Source organism: Streptomyces sp. NBC_00442 (genome assembly GCF_036014195.1).
Lineage (GTDB): Bacteria > Actinomycetota > Actinomycetes > Streptomycetales > Streptomycetaceae > Streptomyces.
Window position 1 is genome coordinate 1,749,546 of sequence record NZ_CP107918.1, and the last position, 18,543, is coordinate 1,768,088.

Here is an 18,543-nt window from a genome sequence, read left to right on the forward strand (position 1 = left end):
GCGGCCGACCGCTCCCCCGCGTGCCGGAGTGACGCCCGGCCCTGCCCTGCCCGGCCCCGGCGAGCCTCAGCGGCCCCCGGTTCAGCCTCCCGGCAGTTCGAGGTCGCTCTTGTTGAGCTCCTCGATGTTCACGTCCTTGAAGGTGAGGACCCGGACCTGCTTGACGAATCTGGCCGGCCGGTACATGTCCCAGACCCAGGCGTCCGCCATCGACACCTCGAAGAACACCTCGCCCTGGACCGAGTGCACCTGCATCTCGTAGTCATTGGTGAGGTAAAAACGCCGCTCGGTCTCGATCACGTATTTGAAAAGACCGACGACGTCGCGGTACTCCCGGTAGAGCTTCAGCTCCATCTCGGTCTCGTACTTTTCGAGGTCCTCGGCGCTCATGGCATGTTCCCCTTCAGCCGTGCGTCCCCCTATTGTGCGTCAGCCGCCCCGGCCCCTAAACGATTTCCGGGGCCAGGACCACCGGCGCGTGCGGAGGACCCTCGTCGAGCAGCGTGCGCAGCAGCTCGGCGAGCCTGGTCGGGTACACCGTCTCACGCGCCGCGAGGAGTTCGGCGGAGGTCCACCACCTCAGACCCGCGGTACTGCGCAGCTCCAGCTCCGTCAGGGCCGTCGGCGCGGTCTCGGTCTGGCTGGTGCGGGCCAGGTAGTACCACTCGTCCTGGTCCCAGCGGCGCCCGTCGAAGGGGAAGGAGCAGGTGCGCCGCCACAGCACGGGACCCAGCTCGACGTCGGTGATCCCGGTCTCTTCCGCGAGTTCGCGCAGGGCGGCCTCGGCCCGGGTCTCGTCGCCCTCCAGGCCGCCGCCCGGGGTGAACCACCAGGTGTCGGAGGGGTCTTCGGGCTCGTAGCCGTGCATCAGGAGGATGCGGTCCTGCGGGTCGAGCAGGACGACCCGGGCGACCTTGCGCAGCTCTGTCACGGCTTCATTTTCCCGCGGTGGAGGAAGCACGGGTCCCGCGGCGTCGGGTGAGCGAGGCGACCGGGCCGTAGGCGGCGCCGGCCAGGATCAGCACCACACCGATCACGATGGCGCCCAGGACGAGTTTGAGCGGGCCGGGTTGTGAGAGGCCGCCGGGGAGCCGCGCGAAGCCCGAGGGGCGCTCCAGCATGCCGCCCAGGGGCCATGCGACGGCATCCACGCGGGCGGTGACCGTGGTCAGCGGGACGGAGCCGTTGGCGGCGTCGTCGAGGTGGACGCGGGAGTCGAGGGAGACGAAGCGGTCGTCGCCGAGCAGGAAGACCTGCCCGTGCGGGACCTTGGCTGTGAAGGGCGTTCCCGATGCGGGCGTCTTGCCGTGCAGATACGGTTCCTCGACCGGGGTGCCGTTGACGGTGAGCCGGCCGTCCGTGCCGCAGCACTTCACGGTGTCCCCGCCGATGCCGACGACCCGCTTGACCATGGGCACGTTGGCCCAGGCCTTGTCCTGGAACACCACGACGTCGCCCCGGCGCACGTCGCCGCCGGATATGCGCTGGGCCAGCACCCGGTCGCCGGCCTTGACGGTCGGCGACATGGACTGGGTGGGCACGGTGTACGGCTTGTACTGCACGGCGCCCCAGGCGAACCCGCCGAGGAAGAGGACACAGCCGACGGCCACGGCGAGCCCCGACAGCACACTGCCGAGACTCCGGCCGCGGCCGTCGTGGTCCAGTCCGTTACCGCTCATCGCAGCGCTCCCTTTCCGGCAGCGCCCCGGGACGCGTGTGGCGCCCGGGACCCCGGAGATCGACATCCGGGACCGCACCCTACCCGGCGGTACGCCCGCCGGTCAGCCCTTGGCCACCGGGCTTTCCGCCTTGACCTGCGCTTGAAGGAGCTTGCGTCGGCGCCACAGCACCATCGGCACCGCGCCGGCGAGGCCGACGGCGGCGGGCGCGGTCGCGCCCATCGCGCTCAGGCCGGGCTGGTCGAAGGTGTCGGGGACACCGAGCCAGTCGAGGCGGTTGAGCGGCCAGGCGATGGTGAAGGCGCGGCCGACGACCTCGTCGGTGGAGACCGTACCGCCGCCCGTGAGCTCCTGGTGGTAGCGGGAGTCCAGGGAGTTCTGGCGGTGGTCGCCCATCACCCAGATCCGGCCGTCGGGCACCTTGATCGGCCCGAACGGCTTGTCGTCGCAGGCGCTGTCGCCCGGGTAGATGTACGGCTCCTTCAGGGTCTTGCCGTTGACCGTGACCGGGCCGCCCTTCTTGCACTCGACCGTGTCCCCGCCGACCGCGATGACCCGCTTGATCAGGTCCTTCTCCTCGGCGGACGGCATCAGGCCGATGAAGCTGAGGAACTTCTGCGCCGCGTTCGGGGTCGGGGTGGGCTCGCCGTCGAGCCAGCCGCCCGGGTCGTGGAAGACGACGACCTCGCCGCGCTGCGGCTCCGCGCCGAACCACGGCGTGAGCTTGTCGACGAGCACCCGGTCCCCGCGCTGCAGGGTGTCCTGCATCGAGTCCGACGGGATCGAGAACGCCTGCACGAGGAACGTCTTGATCAGCAGGGCCAGGACCAGCGCGATACCGATGAGGAGCGGCAGCTCCTTCCAGAAGGAGCGCGGCTTCTTGGGCGCGCGCCCCGCGCCGTCACCGGGTTCTTCGCCGGGGCCTCCGTCGCCGCGGCCGCCGTCCTGCGCCGGCACCCGGTGCTCGGGCGCGGAAGCACCCGCGGGCGCCCCGGGGACGTGCTCCGCCGCGGGTCCCGGGGAGGAATCGGCGAGCTGGTTCTCCGGCCGCTCCTCCGGCTCTTCGCGTCCGGATCGTGCGCCGACCGCCAAATCCCCCACATCCACTCCTCACTCGTTGCCACCGCCTGGCCCGTACGAGGCTCAGGCCCACCACTCCCATAACGAGCGGGAGTTCCGCAGGGGTCGGGGGCTGGGTCGCCTGGTCGGGGTCCGCCGCCGGATCCCGGGACGCCACCCTATGCGACGCGGCCGTCGCGATAGCGCCGGGCGCGGCGGGCACCGAGCCGAACGTCGACGGCACTTCGAGCCTGCGCCAGTGGGAGAAAGGCCAGGCCACGACCACTGCGCGGCCCACCACCCCGGATACGGGGACGGTGCCGTGGTGGCCGTCGTCCAGGTGGTACCTGGAGTCGGCGGAGTTGGTCCTGTGGTCGCCCATGACGAAGATCCGGCCCTGGGGAACCTTTACCTCGAATTGGATTTGGGTGGGCGGATCGGTGGGGGGTGTGAAGACGTAGGGCTCGTCGAGCGGTACGCCGTTGACGGTGATCCTGCCGTCCGTGCCGCAGCACTTCACGGTGTCCCCGCCGACGCCGATGACGCGCTTGATGAGGTCCTGCTCGTTGTCGGACGGCAGCAGGCCGATGAAGGTGAGGCCCTCCTCGACCTGCTTGACGACGACGGGGTCCTGGCTCGTGGACGTCTTCTCCTCGCCCTTGAGCCAGCCACCGGGGTCCTTGAACACCACGACGTCGCCGCGCTCCGGCTTCGAGCCGAACCAGGGGGTGAGCTTGTCGACCAGAACGCGGTCGCCGATGGTGATCGTCTGCTGCATCGAGCCGGACGGGATCACGAAGGCCTGCACGAGGAAGGTCTTCAGGACGAGGGCGATGAGCAGCGCCACGGTGATCAGGAGCGGAATCTCGCGCACCGCCGACCTGCGTCTGCGCCGTTTCACCCGGCGGGCGAGCCTGCGCCGCTCGGCCCTGCCGCTCTGGCCGCGCCGGCCGGCGGGCGGTTCGGTGGTGGGGCGGGTTCCGGTCGGCAGCGGCTGGTCGCGGGCATCGGGGCGCGGCCGCCCGCGGCTACCCATGTCCCCCGCCGGGATCCCGTACGTCCGTGAAGGCGCCGGAGCTCTCGAGGGACGTCCACCGGTCCAGCGGCCATCCGATCAGGCCGGCCCGGCCGATGACCCGGTCCACGGGCACCATGCCGCCGCCGGGGTCGCCCAGGTGGTCGCGCGAGTCGCTGGAGCGGGAGCGGTGGTCGCCCAGCACCCACAGGGTGCCGTCGGGCACGACGATGTCGAAGGGCACTTGCGAGGGGCTGTCGCCGGGGTGCAGATAGGGCTCGTCGACGGCCGTGCCGTTCACCTGGATCCTCCCCCGTGCGTCGCAGCACACCACGTGGTCCCCGCCGACGCCGATGACGCGCTTGACGAAGTCGGTCTCGGCGGGCTCGGTGAGTCCGAGGGCCGCTCCCATGGAACGCACCGCACGCCCCAGCGGGTTCCCGTCGTCCGTTTCCTGCACGAAGGAGCCGCGGCCGTCGAAGACGATGACGTCGCCGCGCCGGGGGGCGTCGCCGAAGCGGTAGGCGAGCTTGTTCACCAGGACGCGGTCGCCGACCTTGAGCGTCGGTTCCATCGAGCCGCTGGGAATGAGGAAGGGCTGGACGACGAAGTGGCTGAGCAGCAGCAGGAACACGACGCAGAGCACGAAGAGGGCCCCGGCTTTGCGCCAGGGGCCGTCCAGGTGGCCCGTGAGGGCGGTGAAACGCGCGGAGCGCGGCCGCGGCGCCCGACCCTGGTCGGGGTCGGCGCTGCGGTCGCGCTCCGTGTGCTGTGCTTCGGTGTCCATCGGGGCCAGAGCTTATCCGGCCGCCGTCGGACCCGTGCGCGGGTGTGAGCCGGGGCTCAGCGGTCGCGCTTCTCCTTGATCTTCGCGGCCTTGCCGCGCAGCTCACGGAGGAAGTAGAGCTTGGCGCGACGGACGTCACCGCGGGTCACGACCTCGATCTTCTCGAAGATCGGGGAGTTCACCGGGAAGGTGCGCTCGACGCCGACGGAGAAGGAGACCTTGCGGACCGTGAAGGTCTCGGAGACACCGGCGCCCTGGCGACGGATGACGACGCCCTTGAACTGCTGGATACGGGAGCGGCTGCCCTCGATGACGCGGACGTGGACGTTGACGGTGTCACCCGGGCGGAAGGCCGGGACGTCGCTGCGCAGCGTGGCGGCGTTGACGGAGTCGAGCAGGCTTGCCATGACGGACTACTTCCTCACTGATGCCACAGGTCATCAGCGGAATTCGAGATGAATGGGGTGCTGTGCGCGAAGGGCGGGCGTCGTTCCCCCTGTGGCAGGGGCGCCGGCTGAGCGTACGGCAGCGGCCTATTGTTCCACGTCACTCGGCCTGCGCCAAAATCGGCCGCCGGGCTCGGGGGCCCAGCCGAGGATGGAGAGGGTTTCGCGGTCCTTCTTGTCGAAGGCGGAGGCCTCACAGCGCTCGATCAGATCGGGCCGGTTCCGGGCGGTGCGCTTGAACGCCTCGTCCCTGCGCCAGCGGGCGATCTTGCCGTGGTGGCCGCTGAGCAGGACGTCCGGGATGCCGTGGCCGCGCCACTCGGGGGGCTTGGTGTAGACGGGCCCCTCAAGGAGGTTGGCCATGGCGCCGGGTGCGAAGGAGTCGTCGCGGTGGGACTCGGCATTGCCGAGGACACCGGGCAGGAGCCGGGCCACGGCCTCGGTGATCACGAGGACCGCGGCCTCGCCGCCGGCCAGGACGTAGTCGCCGATGGAGACTTCGTACACGGGCAGCCGGGTGGCGTACTCGTCCATGACCCGGCGGTCGATGCCCTCGTAGCGGGCCGGCGTGAAGATCAGCCAGGGCCGCTCGGACAGTTCGACGGCGAGTTCCTGGGTGAAGGGGCGGCCGCTGGGCGTGGGCACGACGAGGACGGGGCCGCTCGCGCCGGACTCGTAGCCGTTCGCGAGTGCCTCGTCCAGGCAGTCGCCCCACGGCTCGGTCTTCATGACCATGCCGGGGCCGCCGCCGTAGGGGGTGTCGTCGACGGTGTTGTGCCGGTCGTACGTCCAGTCCCGCAGGTCGTGGACGTGGACGTCGAGCTGTCCGCGGGCCCGCGCCTTGCCTACCAGGGAGACGTTCAGCGGTTCGAGGTACTCGGGGAAGATCGTGACGACGTCGAGCCGCATCAGTGCGCGTCCCCGGCGCCGGCGGACCCGTTCGGCTCGCGGGGCTCCTCCGGCTCGTCCTCGCCGGTTGCCCCGTCGCGCGCGGAGGCGATCTCGGCGCGGTCGTCGATCAGGCCGGGCGGCGGGTCGATGACCGCGCGCTGGGCGTCCAGATCGATCTCGGTGACGATCTGCTCGACGAACGGGATCATGACCTCGGTCCCGTCGGGGCGCTCCACGATGAAGAGGTCCTGCGAGGGCAGGTGGGTGATCTCGGTGATGCGGCCGACCTCGGTGCCGTCGGCGAGGACCACGTCGAGGTCCATGAGCTGGTGGTCGTAGTACGCGTCCGGCTCGTCGGGAAGCTCCGCGGGGTCCACATCGGCGATGAGGAGGGTGTTGCGCAGGGCCTCGGCGGCGGTGCGGTCGCGCACGCCCTCGAAGCGCAGCAGCAGCCGGCCGCTGTGCACCCGTCCGGTCTCGATGGTCAGCGGGCCCACCGGCGCCGGGTCGGTGGTGAGTACGGCACCGGGGCCGAGCCTCAGTTCCGGCTCGTCGGTGCGCACCTCGACGGTGACCTCGCCCTTGATGCCGTGGGCGCGGCCGATCCGCGCGACTACCAACTGCACGCTTGTTTCTCCTTCGGACAACTGCGGACAACTGCGGCCGGCGGCGTCCTCGGGGCGCCCGCGGCCTTCGTACCACTATGGCCGGGGAGTGCCCCTGTGGCCCGGCATACGACTGCGGGCCGGGGAGGGCCAGAAGCCCTCCCCGGCCCGAGCCGGCGTATCTAGGTAAAGCGACCCTACTGGTCAGCGGACCTGGTCCACGTCGACGAGGTCGACGCGGATGCCACGGCCGCCGATTGCACCCACGACGGTGCGCAGGGCACGGGCGGTACGGCCGTTGCGGCCGATCACCTTGCCGAGGTCTTCGGGATGGACCCGGACCTCCAGCACGCGCCCCCGGCGCAGGTTGCGCGAGGCGACCTGCACGTCGTCGGGGTTGTCGACGATGCCCTTCACGAGGTGCTCGAGAGCCTCCTCGAGCATGCTCAGGCCTCGGTCGACTCGGCGGCGGCCTCGGCCTCGTCCGCCTTCTTCTCGGTCTTCTTCGCCTTCTGGGTGATGGCCTCACCCTTGGCGTCGTCGCCCTCGAGGGTCTTGGCGAAGGCCTCGAAGGAAGCGCGCTTGTCTTCCTTCGGCGCCGGCTGCAGCAGCGGCGCGGGGGCCGGAAGGCCCTTGTGCGCCTGCCAGTCACCGGTGAGCTTCAGGATGGCGAGGACGGCCTCGGTCGGCTGGGCGCCGACGGACAGCCAGTACTGCGCACGCTCGGCGTTGACCTCGATGCGCGACGGGTTGTACGTCGGGTGGTACAGACCGATTTCCTCGATCGCGCGACCGTCACGGCGAGTGCGGGCGTCGGCGACGACGATGCGGTAGTGCGGCTGGCGAATCTTGCCGAGGCGCTTGAGCTTGATCTTGACTGCCACTGGAGTGGTGTCTCCTGGTCTTGACGTGGTTGGGCACATGAGATGCCACGTGGGGTTGCGGTACTCGGATGCCCGATGGACGCGTCAGCCGGAGGCGAGAGGGTTCCTGTGCGGCTGTCGAGTACAGCTAGCCATTGTGCCACACGCCTGGAGTGCGCACGCCGGGGGTCCGTGATGCACCCCCGGTGGCCCGCTCCCCCGGGCCTCGCCGCCCCTGCCGGCGGCCGGCCCGGGGCCGGTCAGCCGACCGCGGCGACCACTTCGGCCCCTTCCGGAATGCGGAACGGCTTGCCGCAGCCGCCGCAGACGATGGGGGCCTGGGCCAGGACGGAGGGGACCACGCGTACGTTGCGCCCGCAGTCGCAGACCGCCTTGACGCGCACGCCGCCCCCGGATGAGCCGTGCCGGGCGGCAGGTCCGCGGAAGGAGCGCTTGGTGTCGGCGGCCGTGGCGACGGTGTGCGCCTTCAGCGCGCGTTGCAGCCGTTCGATGGTGGGTCGGTAGCGGCGCCTGGCCTCGGCGTTCAGCGTGACCAGGGAGAAGCCGCTGCTGGGGTGCGGTTCCTCCGGGTGGTCGAGGCCGAGCTCCTCGGCGATCGCCAGGAACCTCCGGTTGTGGTAGCGGCCGGCGCGGGAGGTGTCGCGTACACCGCGGGCGGCGGCAATGCCGTGGACTGCCTCATGGAGCAGTCGCTCGAAGGAGAGCTCGGCGCCGCAGGCGGACGACGACTCTCCGATCAGGGACTCGGGCGCGGCTAGGTCCGGCAGCTCGGAGTGGTACCGCTGAATGTCGGCCCACGCCTGCGCCAGCTCTGCGGCGAGAACAGGTGGTGTCGTGCTCACGTCGTGACAACGAGCCGCAGGGCCGCTGTGTTCCTATTCCGGGGCATCCCAAATAATTTGCTCGTACCCGTCAGTTGGCATTGATGCGTGCGGACGAGGGCGGGTGCGCTGATCTGCGGAGAAGGCTCACAGCTCACACCAAGGTATGACGTAGCGGCGTGTACGCCCCGGCGTGTAGATGAAGTACGCACTCCGGGGCGGCCGTTGTCGACGGGGACGCAAGAGGGGTTTCGGCCGACTCGTAGCGGCCTGTGCGCCACCAGTGACCGGATCGCGGTCGCCTCGGAGGGCGCGGGCCACGGCTCAGTAGGCGCGGGCCACGATGGCGACCGTACCGGGTGCGTCCTCGGCGTCGGGCACCGACCCGTCCTCGGCGACCAGGCACCGCACGGACACGGCCTGTTCGGCGAGCTCGGCCTCGCCCTCGGGTCCGAGGTCGGCCCAGGCGATGCGCGCCCAGCCACCCGCGATCGCGGCCTCGGCCGCCTCGCCGACGGTGGCGACGTCGCTCGTGCGGGACTCGCGGCGCTCGCGGGACTGCTTCAGGAGCAGCGCCTGGTCCTCTTCGAGGACGGCGGGCAGCAGGTCGGCGAGGGCGTCGAGGGAGACGGGCTCCTTGCCGCCGGGGATGCGGCGGGCCAGCATCGCGGTGCCGGCCTCCAGGTCGCGCGGGCCGATCTCGATGCGTACGGGTACGCCCTTGAGCTCCCAGTCCACGGCACGGCGGCCGAAGGGGGTGTCGACGCGGTCGTCGACCTGGACGCGCAGGCCGGCCGCCTTGAGGCGGTCGCCGACCTCGCGGACCTTGGCGACGGCCTCGTCGCCCTTGATCGCCACGACGACGACCTGGACGGCGGCGAGCCGGGGCGGCACCCGCAGTCCGTTGTCGTCGCCGTGCGACATGATCAGGCCGCCGACCATGCGCGTGGAGACGCCCCAGGAGGTCTGCCAGACGAGCTCCTGCTTGCCCTCCTTGGACAGGTAGCGGGTGTCGAACGCCTTGGCGAAGTTGGTGCCCAGTTCGTGGCTCGTGCCCATCTGGAGGGCCTTGCCGTCGCCCATCATCCCTTCCAGGGTGAGGGTGTTGATGGCTCCGGCGAAGCGTTCCCTGGCGGTCTTGCGGCCGAGCACGACGTCGATGCCGAGGACGTTGATCATGAAGTCGGCGTAGACGTCCCGGTGGATGCGGGCCGCGTAGTCGCGGGCGTCCTCGTAGGTGGCGTGGGCGGTGTGCCCTTCCTGCCACAGGAATTCGCTCGTACGGAGGAAGACACGCGGTCGCATTTCCCAACGGACCACGTTGGCCCACTGGTTGATGAGCAGCGGCAGGTCGCGGTAGCTCTGGACCCACTTCGAGAAGGAGGCGTTGATGATCGTCTCGGAGGTGGGGCGCACCACGACGGGCTCTTCGAGCTCCTTGCCGCCACCGTGCGTGACCACCGCGAGCTCGGGCGCGAAGCCCTCGACGTGCTCAGCTTCGCGAGTCAGGTAAGACTGGGGGATGAAGAGCGGGAAGTAGGCGTTCTGGGCGCCTGCTTCCTTGATGCGTGCGTCCATCTCCTGCTGCATCCGCTCCCACAGGCCGTAGCCGTACGGTCGGATCACCATGGTGCCGCGCACGGGACCGTTGTCCGCGAGTTCGGCCTTGTTGATCAGATCCTGGTACCAGCGCGGGAAGTCTTCCGCCTGGGGCGTGAGAACGGGTGCCTTTGCCATGGCGCGCATGGTACGGCGCGAGGGTGGCGGAGCGTGAATCGCCTTTCCGCTCCCTGCCCCTGCCCCGTCCTGTGCGTGCCGGATGCCTCCGCCCTCTGGACGCGGGGCGGGATGCGGAGTTCCCTGGCATACGGGGGAAGTGCGTACGGACATTCACGGGGGGCTGTTCTTCAGGGCACAACTGACCTCTCGGCGGATTGGGGCGCTTTCCATGACACCAACGCTCGTCCGGCATCAGTCCCGCACGACTACCGCCTCCGTGGCGGACTCGTCCGAGCGCGCGCGGGACTGGGCGGAGATCCAGGAACGGATGCTGGTCCCCCTCGTCGAGGCGGCGTACCAGCGTCTCGACGTCGGGCCGGCCAGCAGGCTGCTCGGGCTCGGCTGCGGCTCGGGGCTCGCGCTGCTGGTGGCCGCGTCGCGGGGCGCCGCGGTGACCGGTGTGGACCGTCCCGAGCGTGCCGCGCGGCTCGCGCTGGCACGCGAGCGGCTGACGCCGCGGCCCGGCCGCTCCGGCGCGCCGGCGACGGGCACGAGCCGCCTCGTGACGGGCGGCCCCGGCGACGCCGCTGGGCCCGGTCACACCCCGTACAACGTGATCACCGCGTTCGAGCCCGTCGGCTGTGCGGCCGGTGACACCGAGGATCTGGTGCCCACGCTGACGTCGGCCGTGGGGCTCGCGGAGCGCGGCAGCCCGGTGGTGCTGGTCGGCTGGGGTCCGCCGGAGCGGTGTGCGACGTCGGGGGTACTGCGGGTGGCGACGCGGCTGACCGCCCGCCTGAGCGACGCCCCGCGCTGGCGGCCGAGCCGGCGCGACGACCTGGAGGACGTGGCGGCGCGGGCCGGTCTCAAGCCGGACGGCTCGGGTCGGGTGGCGTGCCCCTTCGGGTACGCGGATCTGGACAGCGCGATACGGGGGCTGCTCTCGACGGGCGCCTTCGACGCGGCGGCCCGCGCCACCGACCAGGCCCAGGTGGAGAAGGAGCTCATCGAGGCGCTCCACGGGCATGTCCGGCGCGACGGCACGGTGTGGATGCCCAATGTCTTTCGCTATCTGATCGCCCGCACACCCTGAGGGTCGTAACGCCGGTCCGCGGGGCGGCAGTTGGGTGATCCGCCCCACGGCCGCTCCCCCTGTCCATGACGCGGGTGATCACGCCGCCCGGTGTGTGCGGTGCTGAGCATCGATGGTCTAGAGGGAGCGGGCCGCGCCGCCGTCGATGCGGATGTTTTCGCCGTTGATGTAGGCGGCGTTGTCGCTGACGAGGAAGGCGGCCAGCTGTCCGATCTCGGCGACGGTGGCGTAGCGGCCTGCGGGAATGCGGGCGAGGAAATCGGGGTCGGCGGGCCAGCTGTCGACGAAGCCGGGCAGGATGCTGTTCATCCGCACACCCGTTGCGGCGTAGCGGTCGGCGTAGAGCTTGGTGAAGGAGCTCAGGGCGGCGCGCAGGCTGGAGTTGAGCGGGATGAGGCCCATCGGTTCCAGCGCCGTGTAGGAGGACAGGTTCACGATGGCGCCGCGTCCGGCGGCCGTCATGTGCGGGGTGACCAGGCGAGCCATCCGCACGACGCTGAGCAGCAGCATGTCCAGGCCGGCGTGCCACTCGGCGTCGGTGATGTCGAGCAGGTCCCCGTTGGTCGCGTGGCCGGCGCCGTTGACCAGGGCGTCGATGCGGCCGTGCCGCTCAAGAGTGGTGTCGACCAGGCGGGTGAGGTCGTCGGGTTCGGTGAGGGAGCCCTGGACGGCGGTAGCGCCCAGTTCGAGGGCCAGGTCGTGGATACCGGCGCCGTGGCTGAACAGCACGAGCTGGTGGCTGGAGGCGAGCTCCCGAGCGATTCCGGCGCCGATGCCGCGGCCCGCGGCGGTGACGATGGCAATGGGCCGGCTGGTGGTGGGAGTGCGCATGGGGGGCTCCGGGACTCACATCGATACGACTGAACGAAATTCATCGTACAGTCGAACTCAATAGGCGCCCATTCGGACAGTACGGAGAATGTCGTACGCTCAAACCATGGCCGCCTACCACCCCGACCGCGAGCAGTTGCTACTGGAGGACGTGCTTGCCGCACTGGGCAACCCGGTGCGCCTGGGCATCGTGCGCGAACTGGCCGCGTCCCCCGGCGCGCGCAGCTGCGGCAGCCTCCCGCTGGACGTGACGAAGTCGACGGCCACCCACCACTGGCGCGTCCTGCGTGAATCCGGCATCACCCGCGAACACCGCGACGGGCGCTACAAGGCCGTCACGCTGCGCCGCGACGACCTCGACACTCGCTTCCCCGGCCTCCTCGGCGCCATCCTCGACACCCCGGCCACCTGACACCGCACATCCCCCGAAACCCGCCCCACCCATCCGCCGCCCCTTTGGTATCGATCATCTAGGCTCCCGCCTTCGCCAGGCGGGGGATGCCGGCCGCACGGTAGGCGGCCGCCTCCTCCAGGGTCTCGTTGGCGAGCAGCGCCTCGGCGAGCGCGTCCAGCTTGTCGCGGTTGTCGCGCAGGAGCCGGCAGGCCTGCTCGTAGCACTCGTCGACGATGCGGCGCATCTCGGCGGCGATGGCGTCCAGGGTGCCGGGCGCCGCGGACAGCCCGTAGGCCTGCTGGGCGTCGCTGGGCAGCGCGGCCAGCGGGCCGATGCGCTCGCTCATGCCCCAGCGGGCGACCATGCCGCGGACCAGGTTGGTGACCTGTTCGAGGTCGTTCTCGGCGCCGGTGGTGATGACGTCGAAGACGATCCGCTCGGCGGCCATGCCGCCGAGGGCGCCGATGATCCGGCCGCGCAGATACTCCTCGGTGTACGCGTACTTGTCGGCGTCCGGCGTGGACAGGGTGACGCCCAGCGCCCGGCCGCGCGGCACGATGGTGACCTTGCGGACCGGGTCGGCGCCGGGCTGGAGCATGCCGAGCAGTGCGTGCCCGCTCTCGTGGTAGGCGGTGCGGCGGCGCTCCTCGTACGGCATCACCAGGGGCCGTTCGGCGCCGAGTTGGACCTTTTCCAGGGCGTCGGAGAGGTCGGCCTGGCCGACCTCGCGGCGCTGGCGTTTGACGGCGAGCAGGGCCGCCTCGTTGGCGAGGTTGGCGAGGTCGGCGCCGGTCATGCCCGGGGTGGTGCGGGCGACCTGCTCCAGGTCGACGTCGTCGGCCATCGGGATCTCGCGGGTGTGGATCTTCAGGATGGCCGCGCGGCCGTCGCGGTCGGGCGGGCTGACGTGGACGACGCGGTCGAAGCGGCCCGGACGGGTGAGCGCCGGGTCGAGGACGTCGGACCGGTTGGTCGCGGCGAGCACGATGACGCCCTCGGAGCCGGAGAAGCCGTCCATCTCGGTGAGGATCTGGTTCAGCGTCTGTTCCCGCTCGTCGTGGCCGCCCATGCCGGAGCCGCCGCCGCGGGCCCGGCCGATGGTGTCGATCTCGTCGATGAAGACGATCGCGGGGGCGACCTTGCGGGCCTCGGCGAAGAGTTCGCGCACCCGCGAGGCGCCGACGCCCACGATCATCTCGATGAACTCGGAGGCGGAGGCGGAGAAGAAGGGCACCCCGGCCTCCCCCGCGACGGCCCGCGCGAGCAGGGTCTTGCCGGTTCCGGGCGGGCCCGCGAGGAGGACGCCGCCGGGCATCTTGGCGCCCATCTCCCGGTAGGCGCCGGGGTTCTTGAGGAAGTCGACGACGTCGTTGAGTTCGCCCTCGACCTCGTCGATGCCGGCCACGTCCTCGAAGGTGGTGCGCTTGCCGCCGTCCATCTCGACGGGTCTGGGCGGGGTCTTGCGGCCCAGCATCCCTCCCGCGCCGCCGGCCATGCCGGCGCTCATGCGCCGGGCGATGAACAGCCACAGGACGACGAGCAGGAGCATCGGGGCGAGTGAGATGAGCAGGTTGGCGAGGAAGCTGCGGTGCTCGACGACCGGCTCGGCGGTGACGGTGACGTTCTGCTTGGTGAGCTGGGCCCACAGGTCGTCGTCGGCGAACGTGGGCCGCTGGGTGGTGAATTCCGTGTAGTCGCCGCTGCCGTCGCCGGAAGGGACGGGCGCCTTGTTCTTGAGCTTGCCCTGGATGGCGTCGCCCTTGGCGTAGATCTTCGAGACGTTGCCGGCCGCGACCTGCTTGCTGAATTCGGTGTACGAGACGGTTCTCTCGTCACCGTCGTTGAAGAACGACAGGATCAGGTTGGCGATGAGGTAGACGATCAGGGCGGTGAGGATGAGCCGGCCCCAGCCGCCGGGCATCTTCTTCTTCGGCGCGGGCGGCGGCGGTGCCCCTTCCGAGCGCCACGGCTGGTCGGGGCGGTCGCGCGGGGGTACGGAAGTGGGCACGTGCTCTCCTCATGGCCGGTACGCGCCATTATTGGAGACCCGTATAAATACGGCATTCCGGGCGGGTCTCGACGAGGCGACCGGCGCCGGAGCACAAACGCGCGGGGCGCCTGCCCGGTCTCCCGGGAGGCGCCCCACGTATGCCCACACGTATGTGCGGGCTCTCAGCCCATGAACTTCTTGAACTCGTCGGGGAGCTCGAAGTTCTTCTGCTCCTCGGCGGACGGCAGGCCGAGCGCGCCGCCCTGCGCCTTGCGCTCGGCGGCCGCCGCCTCCTCCGCCTTGCGCTTCATCGGGTTGCCGCTCTTGCGCTTGCCCTTGCCCTGCTTGATCTGCTTCTTCTGCCGGCCGGGGCCGCCGCCCATGCCCGGGATCCCCGGCATGCCGGGCATGCCGCCGCCCTGGGCCATGCGGGACATCATCTTGCGGGCGTCGAAGAACCGCTCGACGAGGTTCTTGACCGCGCTGACCTCGACGCCGGAACCCTTGGCGATACGGGCGCGGCGCGAGCCGTTGATGATGGTCGGGTCGTGGCGCTCGCCGGGGGTCATCGACTTGATGATGGCCGCGGTGCGGTCCACGTCGCGCTCGTCGATGTTGTTGATCTGGTCCTTGATCTGCCCCATGCCGGGCAGCATGCCGAGCAGCTTGGAGATGGAGCCCATCTTGCGGACCTGCTCCATCTGGGCCAGGAAGTCGTCGAGCGTGAAGTCCTTGCCCTTGCTGGACGCCAGCTTGGAGGCCATCTTCTCGGCCTCGGCCTGGCTGAACGTCTTCTCCGCCTGCTCGATCAGGGTGAGCAGGTCACCCATGTCGAGGATGCGGGACGCCATGCGGTCCGGGTGGAAGGCGTCGAAGTCCTCCAGCTTTTCGCCGTTGGAGGCGAACATGATCTGCTTGCCCGTGACGTGGGCGATCGAGAGCGCCGCGCCACCGCGGGCGTCGCCGTCGAGCTTGGAGAGCACCACGCCGTCGAAGCCGACGCCGTCGCGGAAGGCCTCGGCGGTGTTGACCGCGTCCTGGCCGATCATGGCGTCGACGACGAAGAGGACCTCGTCGGGGCTGACGGCGTCGCGGATGTCCGCGGCCTGCTGCATCAGCTCCTGGTCGATGCCGAGGCGGCCCGCGGTGTCGACCACGACCACGTCGTACTGCTTGGAGCGGGCGAACTCGATCGAGTCCTGCGCGACCTTGACCGGGTCGCCGACGCCGTTGCCCGGCTCCGGTGCGTAGACCGCGACGCCCGCGCGCTCGGCGACGACGCTCAGCTGGTTGACGGCGTTGGGGCGCTGGAGGTCACAGGCCACCAGGAGCGGGGAGTGCCCCTGCCCCTTGAGCCACTTGCCGAGCTTTCCGGCGAGGGTGGTCTTACCGGCACCCTGGAGGCCCGCGAGCATGATCACGGTCGGCGCGGTCTTGGCGAACCTGAGGCGCCGGGTCTCGCCGCCGAGGATGCCGATGAGCTCCTCGTTGACGATCTTGATGACCTGCTGGGCGGGGTTGAGGGCCTGGGAGACCTCGATGCCGGACGCGCGCTCCTTGACCTGCTTGATGAAGGCGCGGACTACGGGCAGCGCGACGTCGGCCTCGAGGAGCGCGATGCGGATCTCGCGCGCCGTGGCGTCGATGTCCGCTTCGCTCAAGCGTCCTTTGCCCCGGAGGTTCTTGAACGTCGCACTCAGGCGGTCGGAAAGGGTATCGAACACGGTGGTCGCGGGTCCTCGGCTCGTGGGGCGGTCGGGTGAACGTCCCCCAGGGTATCCGGGTATCCGGGCGGATGGCGGCGCGCGGGGGTGCATGGGGTCCCCGGGGTGCGCATTCCCCGCGGGACGATCGTCATGAGGGCCCGGACGCGTCGCCCAGCGCCGACTCCAGCTCCCCGGCGACCTTCGCCGCTTCCGCCGGCGCGAGCGGCACCCCCGCGCCGTCCGTCACGTAGAAGGCGTCCACGGCGTTGGAGCCCAGCGTCGACACGTGCGCGGAGCGCACCCGCACGCCGACCGTCTCCAGTGCGTGGCCGATGCGGTGCAGGAGGCCGGGGACGTCCTGGGCCCGGACCTCGATCACGGTGGCGTGGCGGGAGGCCGAGGGGGCCACCGTCACCCGGGGCGGTGGTGCCTGGCCGCCGCGACGGCGGGGATAGGCCGCCTCGCGTTCGGCGAGGCGCGCCTCGATGTCGAGGGAGCCGTCGAGCGCGCGCACCAGGTCGGCGCGGAGCCGGCTGTCCTGCGGCAGCGAGCCGTACTCCGCGGCCACCCGCCACTCCAGGAGCAGCACCGGGCCGCCGACCGGATCGGGGAGTTCGACGGCGCGCAGTTCCGCGGTGCGGACGGTCAGACGGTGCAGGGCGAGGACCCCGGCCGTCACGGGCAGGACGCTCGGCCGGTCGGGAACGGCGACCAGAAGCCGCGCGCCGAGGGGTTCTTCCTCCGGTGAGCCGTCGGCGCGGGCCCGCAGGGCGAGGACGGGCCCGCCGGTGCGATGGGCCTCCACCGCGAGGCGCTCCTGTTCGGCGGTGACCGCGGCTGGCTCGGGGTCGGCGGGCTCGCCGGCGAGGACCGCCGCGACCCGTTTGACCAGGTCGGCGACGAGCGCGCCGCGCCAGGAGGACCAGGCGGCGGGGCCGGTGGCCAGCGCGTCGGCCTCGGTGAGGGCGTGCAGCAGTTCCAGGGTGCCGGTCGAGCCGACGGCGTCGGCGACCGAGCGCACGGTCACCGGGTCGTCGAGATCGCGCCGGGTCGCGGTCTCGATGAGCAGGAGGTGACGGCGTACGAGGGTGGCGACGACGTCCACGTCGGCGGCGGGGAAGCCGATCCGGGCGGCCATGTCGCGGGCGATGGTCTCGCCGGCCACGCTGTGGTCGCCGGGCCAGCCCTTGCCGATGTCGTGCAGGAGGGCGGCGACGAGGAGCAGGTCGGGGCGGTGCACCCGGCGGGTGAGGCGGGAGGCGCGGACCGCGGTCTCGACGAGGTGGCGGTCGACGGTCCAGGTGTGCACGGCATTGCGCTGGGGCCGGCTGCGCACGCGCTCCCAGTCGGGCAGCAGCCGCGTGACGAGGCCCTCCGCCTCCAGGGCCTCCCACACGGCGACGGTGGACTCGCCCGCGCCGAGCAGGGTGACGAGCTGGTCGCGGGCCTCGGCGGGCCAGGGCGTCGGCAGGGGTCCGGCCGCGGCCGCGAGGCGGCGTACGGCGTGCAGGGAGATGGGCAGGCCGCAGCGGGCGGCCGCGGCGGCGGCGCGCAGCGGCAGGACGGGGTCCTTCTCGGGGCGGGCGGTCAGCGCGAGCACGACCTCGCCGTCCTGCTCGACGACGCCTTCGGCGAGGGGGGTGCGTGCGGGGGCGACGGTGTGGCCGCCGCCGAACAGCCGGCGAAGGCGCGGCCGGGCGGAGCGTGCGCGCAGCACCCGGCCCACCTCGCGCCAGGTGACGTCGCCGGCGTAGGAGATGACGCGGGCCGACTCCGATACCTGACGGAGCATCACATCGGCGTCCAGAAGGTCGAGTTCGGCCGCGACGGCGTCCTGTTCCTGGAGGGCGAGGCGGTCGGTGGCGCGGCCGGTGCACAGGTGCAGCGCGTCGCGTACGTCCAGGAGGCGGCGCCGCGCCTCGGCGAGGCCCTCCCTCGGGGCGTCGGCGAGCCAGGACGCGGCGACGGCGCGCAGGGCGGTGGCGTCCCGCAGTCCGCCCCTCGCTTCCTTGAGGTCGCCTTCGAGGAGGTACTGCAACTCGCCCTGGCGGTGCGCCCGTTCACGGCACAGCTCGTCGAGTTCGGGCAGCCGCTTGGGGGCGGTGTTGCGCCAGTCCGCGAGGACGGTGGTGCGCAGCGCCGAGGTGAGGGCGAGGTCGCCGGCGACATGGCGGGCGTCCAGGAGGCCGAGCTGCACCTTGAGATCCTCGCCCGCGGTCCTGCGGGCCTCGGCTGCGGTGCGCACCGAGTGGTCGAGGGCCAGGCCGAGGTCCCACACCGGGTACCAGAGGCGGTCGGCGAGCAGGGAGAGGGCTCCGGCGTCGGCCCGTCCGTCGTGCAGGAGCAGCAGGTCGAGGTCGCTGCGCGGGGAGAGCTCGCCCCGGCCGTAGCCGCCGACCGCGACCAGGGACGCGCCGCTCACCCCGGCCTCCTGGGCGGCGGCGGCGAACAGGGTGGCGAGCCAGTCGTCGGTCAGCTCGGCCAGGGCCGTGCGGCGCGGCGGCCCGGACCGCCCCTTCTCGTCGAGAAGGCGCAGCCGGGCCGCCGCGTAGCCGCCGGGCTCGGAGTCGTCGTCACGGGATCCGGTACTCACTTCAACGCTCGTCACCCAGCAGCTCCTTGC

The 18,543-nt window shown here is 71.4% G+C and carries 18 protein-coding genes and 1 pseudogene; 2 read left to right on the top strand and 17 right to left on the bottom strand.

The features are described from left to right. Window positions 1–81 precede the first annotated feature (81 nt). The 13 genes and pseudogenes from OG432_RS07650 to proS form a co-directional block, all read right to left on the bottom strand. Window positions 82–390, bottom strand: coding sequence for a DUF2469 domain-containing protein (locus tag OG432_RS07650; RefSeq protein ID WP_003965949.1), 309 nt, complete (start codon window positions 388–390; stop codon window positions 82–84). Window positions 391–445: 55 nt separating this feature from the next. Next, window positions 446–931, bottom strand: coding sequence for an NUDIX hydrolase (locus OG432_RS07655; RefSeq protein WP_328309046.1), 486 nt, complete (start codon window positions 929–931; stop codon window positions 446–448). A gap of 4 nt (window positions 932–935) precedes the next feature. Continuing rightward, window positions 936–1,679 (bottom strand): signal peptidase I, encoded by a 744-nt coding sequence (gene lepB / locus OG432_RS07660; protein WP_328309048.1) that lies wholly within the window; start codon window positions 1,677–1,679, stop codon window positions 936–938. Window positions 1,680–1,781: 102 nt separating this feature from the next. Continuing rightward, entirely contained in the window at window positions 1,782–2,771 is a 990-nt protein-coding gene (gene lepB / locus OG432_RS07665; RefSeq protein WP_443058558.1) for a signal peptidase I, read from the bottom strand. Further along, window positions 2,665–3,774: pseudogene (gene lepB / locus OG432_RS07670) on the bottom strand (signal peptidase I); the annotation flags it as partial. The gene lepB (OG432_RS07665) and the pseudogene lepB (OG432_RS07670), both read right to left, overlap by 107 nt. Further along, window positions 3,767–4,540, bottom strand: a complete 774-nt coding sequence (lepB, locus tag OG432_RS07675) for a signal peptidase I (RefSeq protein ID WP_328309052.1) — start codon at window positions 4,538–4,540, stop codon at window positions 3,767–3,769. The pseudogene lepB (OG432_RS07670) and the gene lepB (OG432_RS07675), both read right to left, overlap by 8 nt. 56 nt (window positions 4,541–4,596) lie before the next feature. Then, on the bottom strand, window positions 4,597–4,947 hold the full coding sequence (gene rplS, locus OG432_RS07680) for a 50S ribosomal protein L19 (RefSeq protein WP_328309054.1): 351 nt from the start codon (window positions 4,945–4,947) through the stop codon (window positions 4,597–4,599). 126 nt (window positions 4,948–5,073) lie between these two features. After that, entirely contained in the window at window positions 5,074–5,895 is an 822-nt protein-coding gene (gene trmD, locus OG432_RS07685; RefSeq protein ID WP_328309055.1) for a tRNA (guanosine(37)-N1)-methyltransferase TrmD, read from the bottom strand. Then, entirely contained in the window at window positions 5,895–6,503 is a 609-nt protein-coding gene (gene rimM / locus OG432_RS07690) for a ribosome maturation factor RimM (protein ID WP_328309056.1), read from the bottom strand. The genes trmD and rimM overlap by 1 nt, the downstream gene beginning before the upstream one ends. Window positions 6,504–6,686: 183 nt before the next feature. Further along, window positions 6,687–6,926 carry an RNA-binding protein gene (locus OG432_RS07695; RefSeq protein ID WP_030206382.1) on the bottom strand — a complete coding sequence of 80 codons (240 nt, stop codon included), beginning with the start codon at window positions 6,924–6,926 and terminating at the stop codon, window positions 6,687–6,689. Between the two features lie 2 nt (window positions 6,927–6,928). Next, window positions 6,929–7,366: a 30S ribosomal protein S16 gene (rpsP, locus tag OG432_RS07700; RefSeq protein WP_328309058.1), complete on the bottom strand. Its 438-nt coding sequence runs from the start codon at window positions 7,364–7,366 to the stop codon at window positions 6,929–6,931. A 239-nt stretch (window positions 7,367–7,605) separates the two neighbouring features. After that, on the bottom strand, window positions 7,606–8,208 hold the full coding sequence (locus tag OG432_RS07705) for a hypothetical protein (protein WP_114040425.1): 603 nt from the start codon (window positions 8,206–8,208) through the stop codon (window positions 7,606–7,608). Between the two features lie 303 nt (window positions 8,209–8,511). Continuing rightward, window positions 8,512–9,924, bottom strand: a complete 1,413-nt coding sequence (gene proS / locus OG432_RS07710) for a proline--tRNA ligase (protein ID WP_328309060.1) — start codon at window positions 9,922–9,924, stop codon at window positions 8,512–8,514. Between the two features lie 211 nt (window positions 9,925–10,135). Between proS and OG432_RS07715 the strand changes: the two genes are divergently transcribed. Beyond that, window positions 10,136–10,999, top strand: coding sequence for an SAM-dependent methyltransferase (locus tag OG432_RS07715; RefSeq protein ID WP_328309062.1), 864 nt, complete (start codon window positions 10,136–10,138; stop codon window positions 10,997–10,999). A 117-nt stretch (window positions 11,000–11,116) separates the two neighbouring features. Here the strand turns inward: OG432_RS07715 and OG432_RS07720 are convergent, their stop codons facing one another. Then, window positions 11,117–11,830, bottom strand: coding sequence for an SDR family oxidoreductase (locus OG432_RS07720; protein ID WP_328309064.1), 714 nt, complete (start codon window positions 11,828–11,830; stop codon window positions 11,117–11,119). A gap of 88 nt (window positions 11,831–11,918) precedes the next feature. Between OG432_RS07720 and OG432_RS07725 the strand changes: the two genes are divergently transcribed. Then, window positions 11,919–12,242, top strand: coding sequence for an ArsR/SmtB family transcription factor (locus OG432_RS07725; RefSeq protein WP_328309066.1), 324 nt, complete (start codon window positions 11,919–11,921; stop codon window positions 12,240–12,242). Window positions 12,243–12,300: 58 nt separating this feature from the next. On the opposite strand, the gene ftsH is transcribed toward OG432_RS07725, so the two are convergent. The 3 genes from ftsH to OG432_RS07740 all read right to left on the bottom strand — a co-directional run bounded on the left by ftsH (window position 12,301) and on the right by OG432_RS07740 (window position 18,528). Beyond that, on the bottom strand, window positions 12,301–14,232 hold the full coding sequence (ftsH, locus tag OG432_RS07730) for an ATP-dependent zinc metalloprotease FtsH (RefSeq protein WP_328309068.1): 1,932 nt from the start codon (window positions 14,230–14,232) through the stop codon (window positions 12,301–12,303). A 164-nt stretch (window positions 14,233–14,396) separates the two neighbouring features. Continuing rightward, the gene (gene ffh, locus OG432_RS07735) at window positions 14,397–15,938 is read right to left on the bottom strand and encodes a signal recognition particle protein (RefSeq protein WP_328309070.1); all 1,542 of its coding nucleotides are present in this window, start codon (window positions 15,936–15,938) and stop codon (window positions 14,397–14,399) included. A gap of 130 nt (window positions 15,939–16,068) precedes the next feature. Further along, window positions 16,069–18,528 carry a [protein-PII] uridylyltransferase gene (locus tag OG432_RS07740; RefSeq protein ID WP_328309072.1) on the bottom strand — a complete coding sequence of 820 codons (2,460 nt, stop codon included), beginning with the start codon at window positions 18,526–18,528 and terminating at the stop codon, window positions 16,069–16,071. Window positions 18,529–18,543 lie beyond the last annotated feature (15 nt).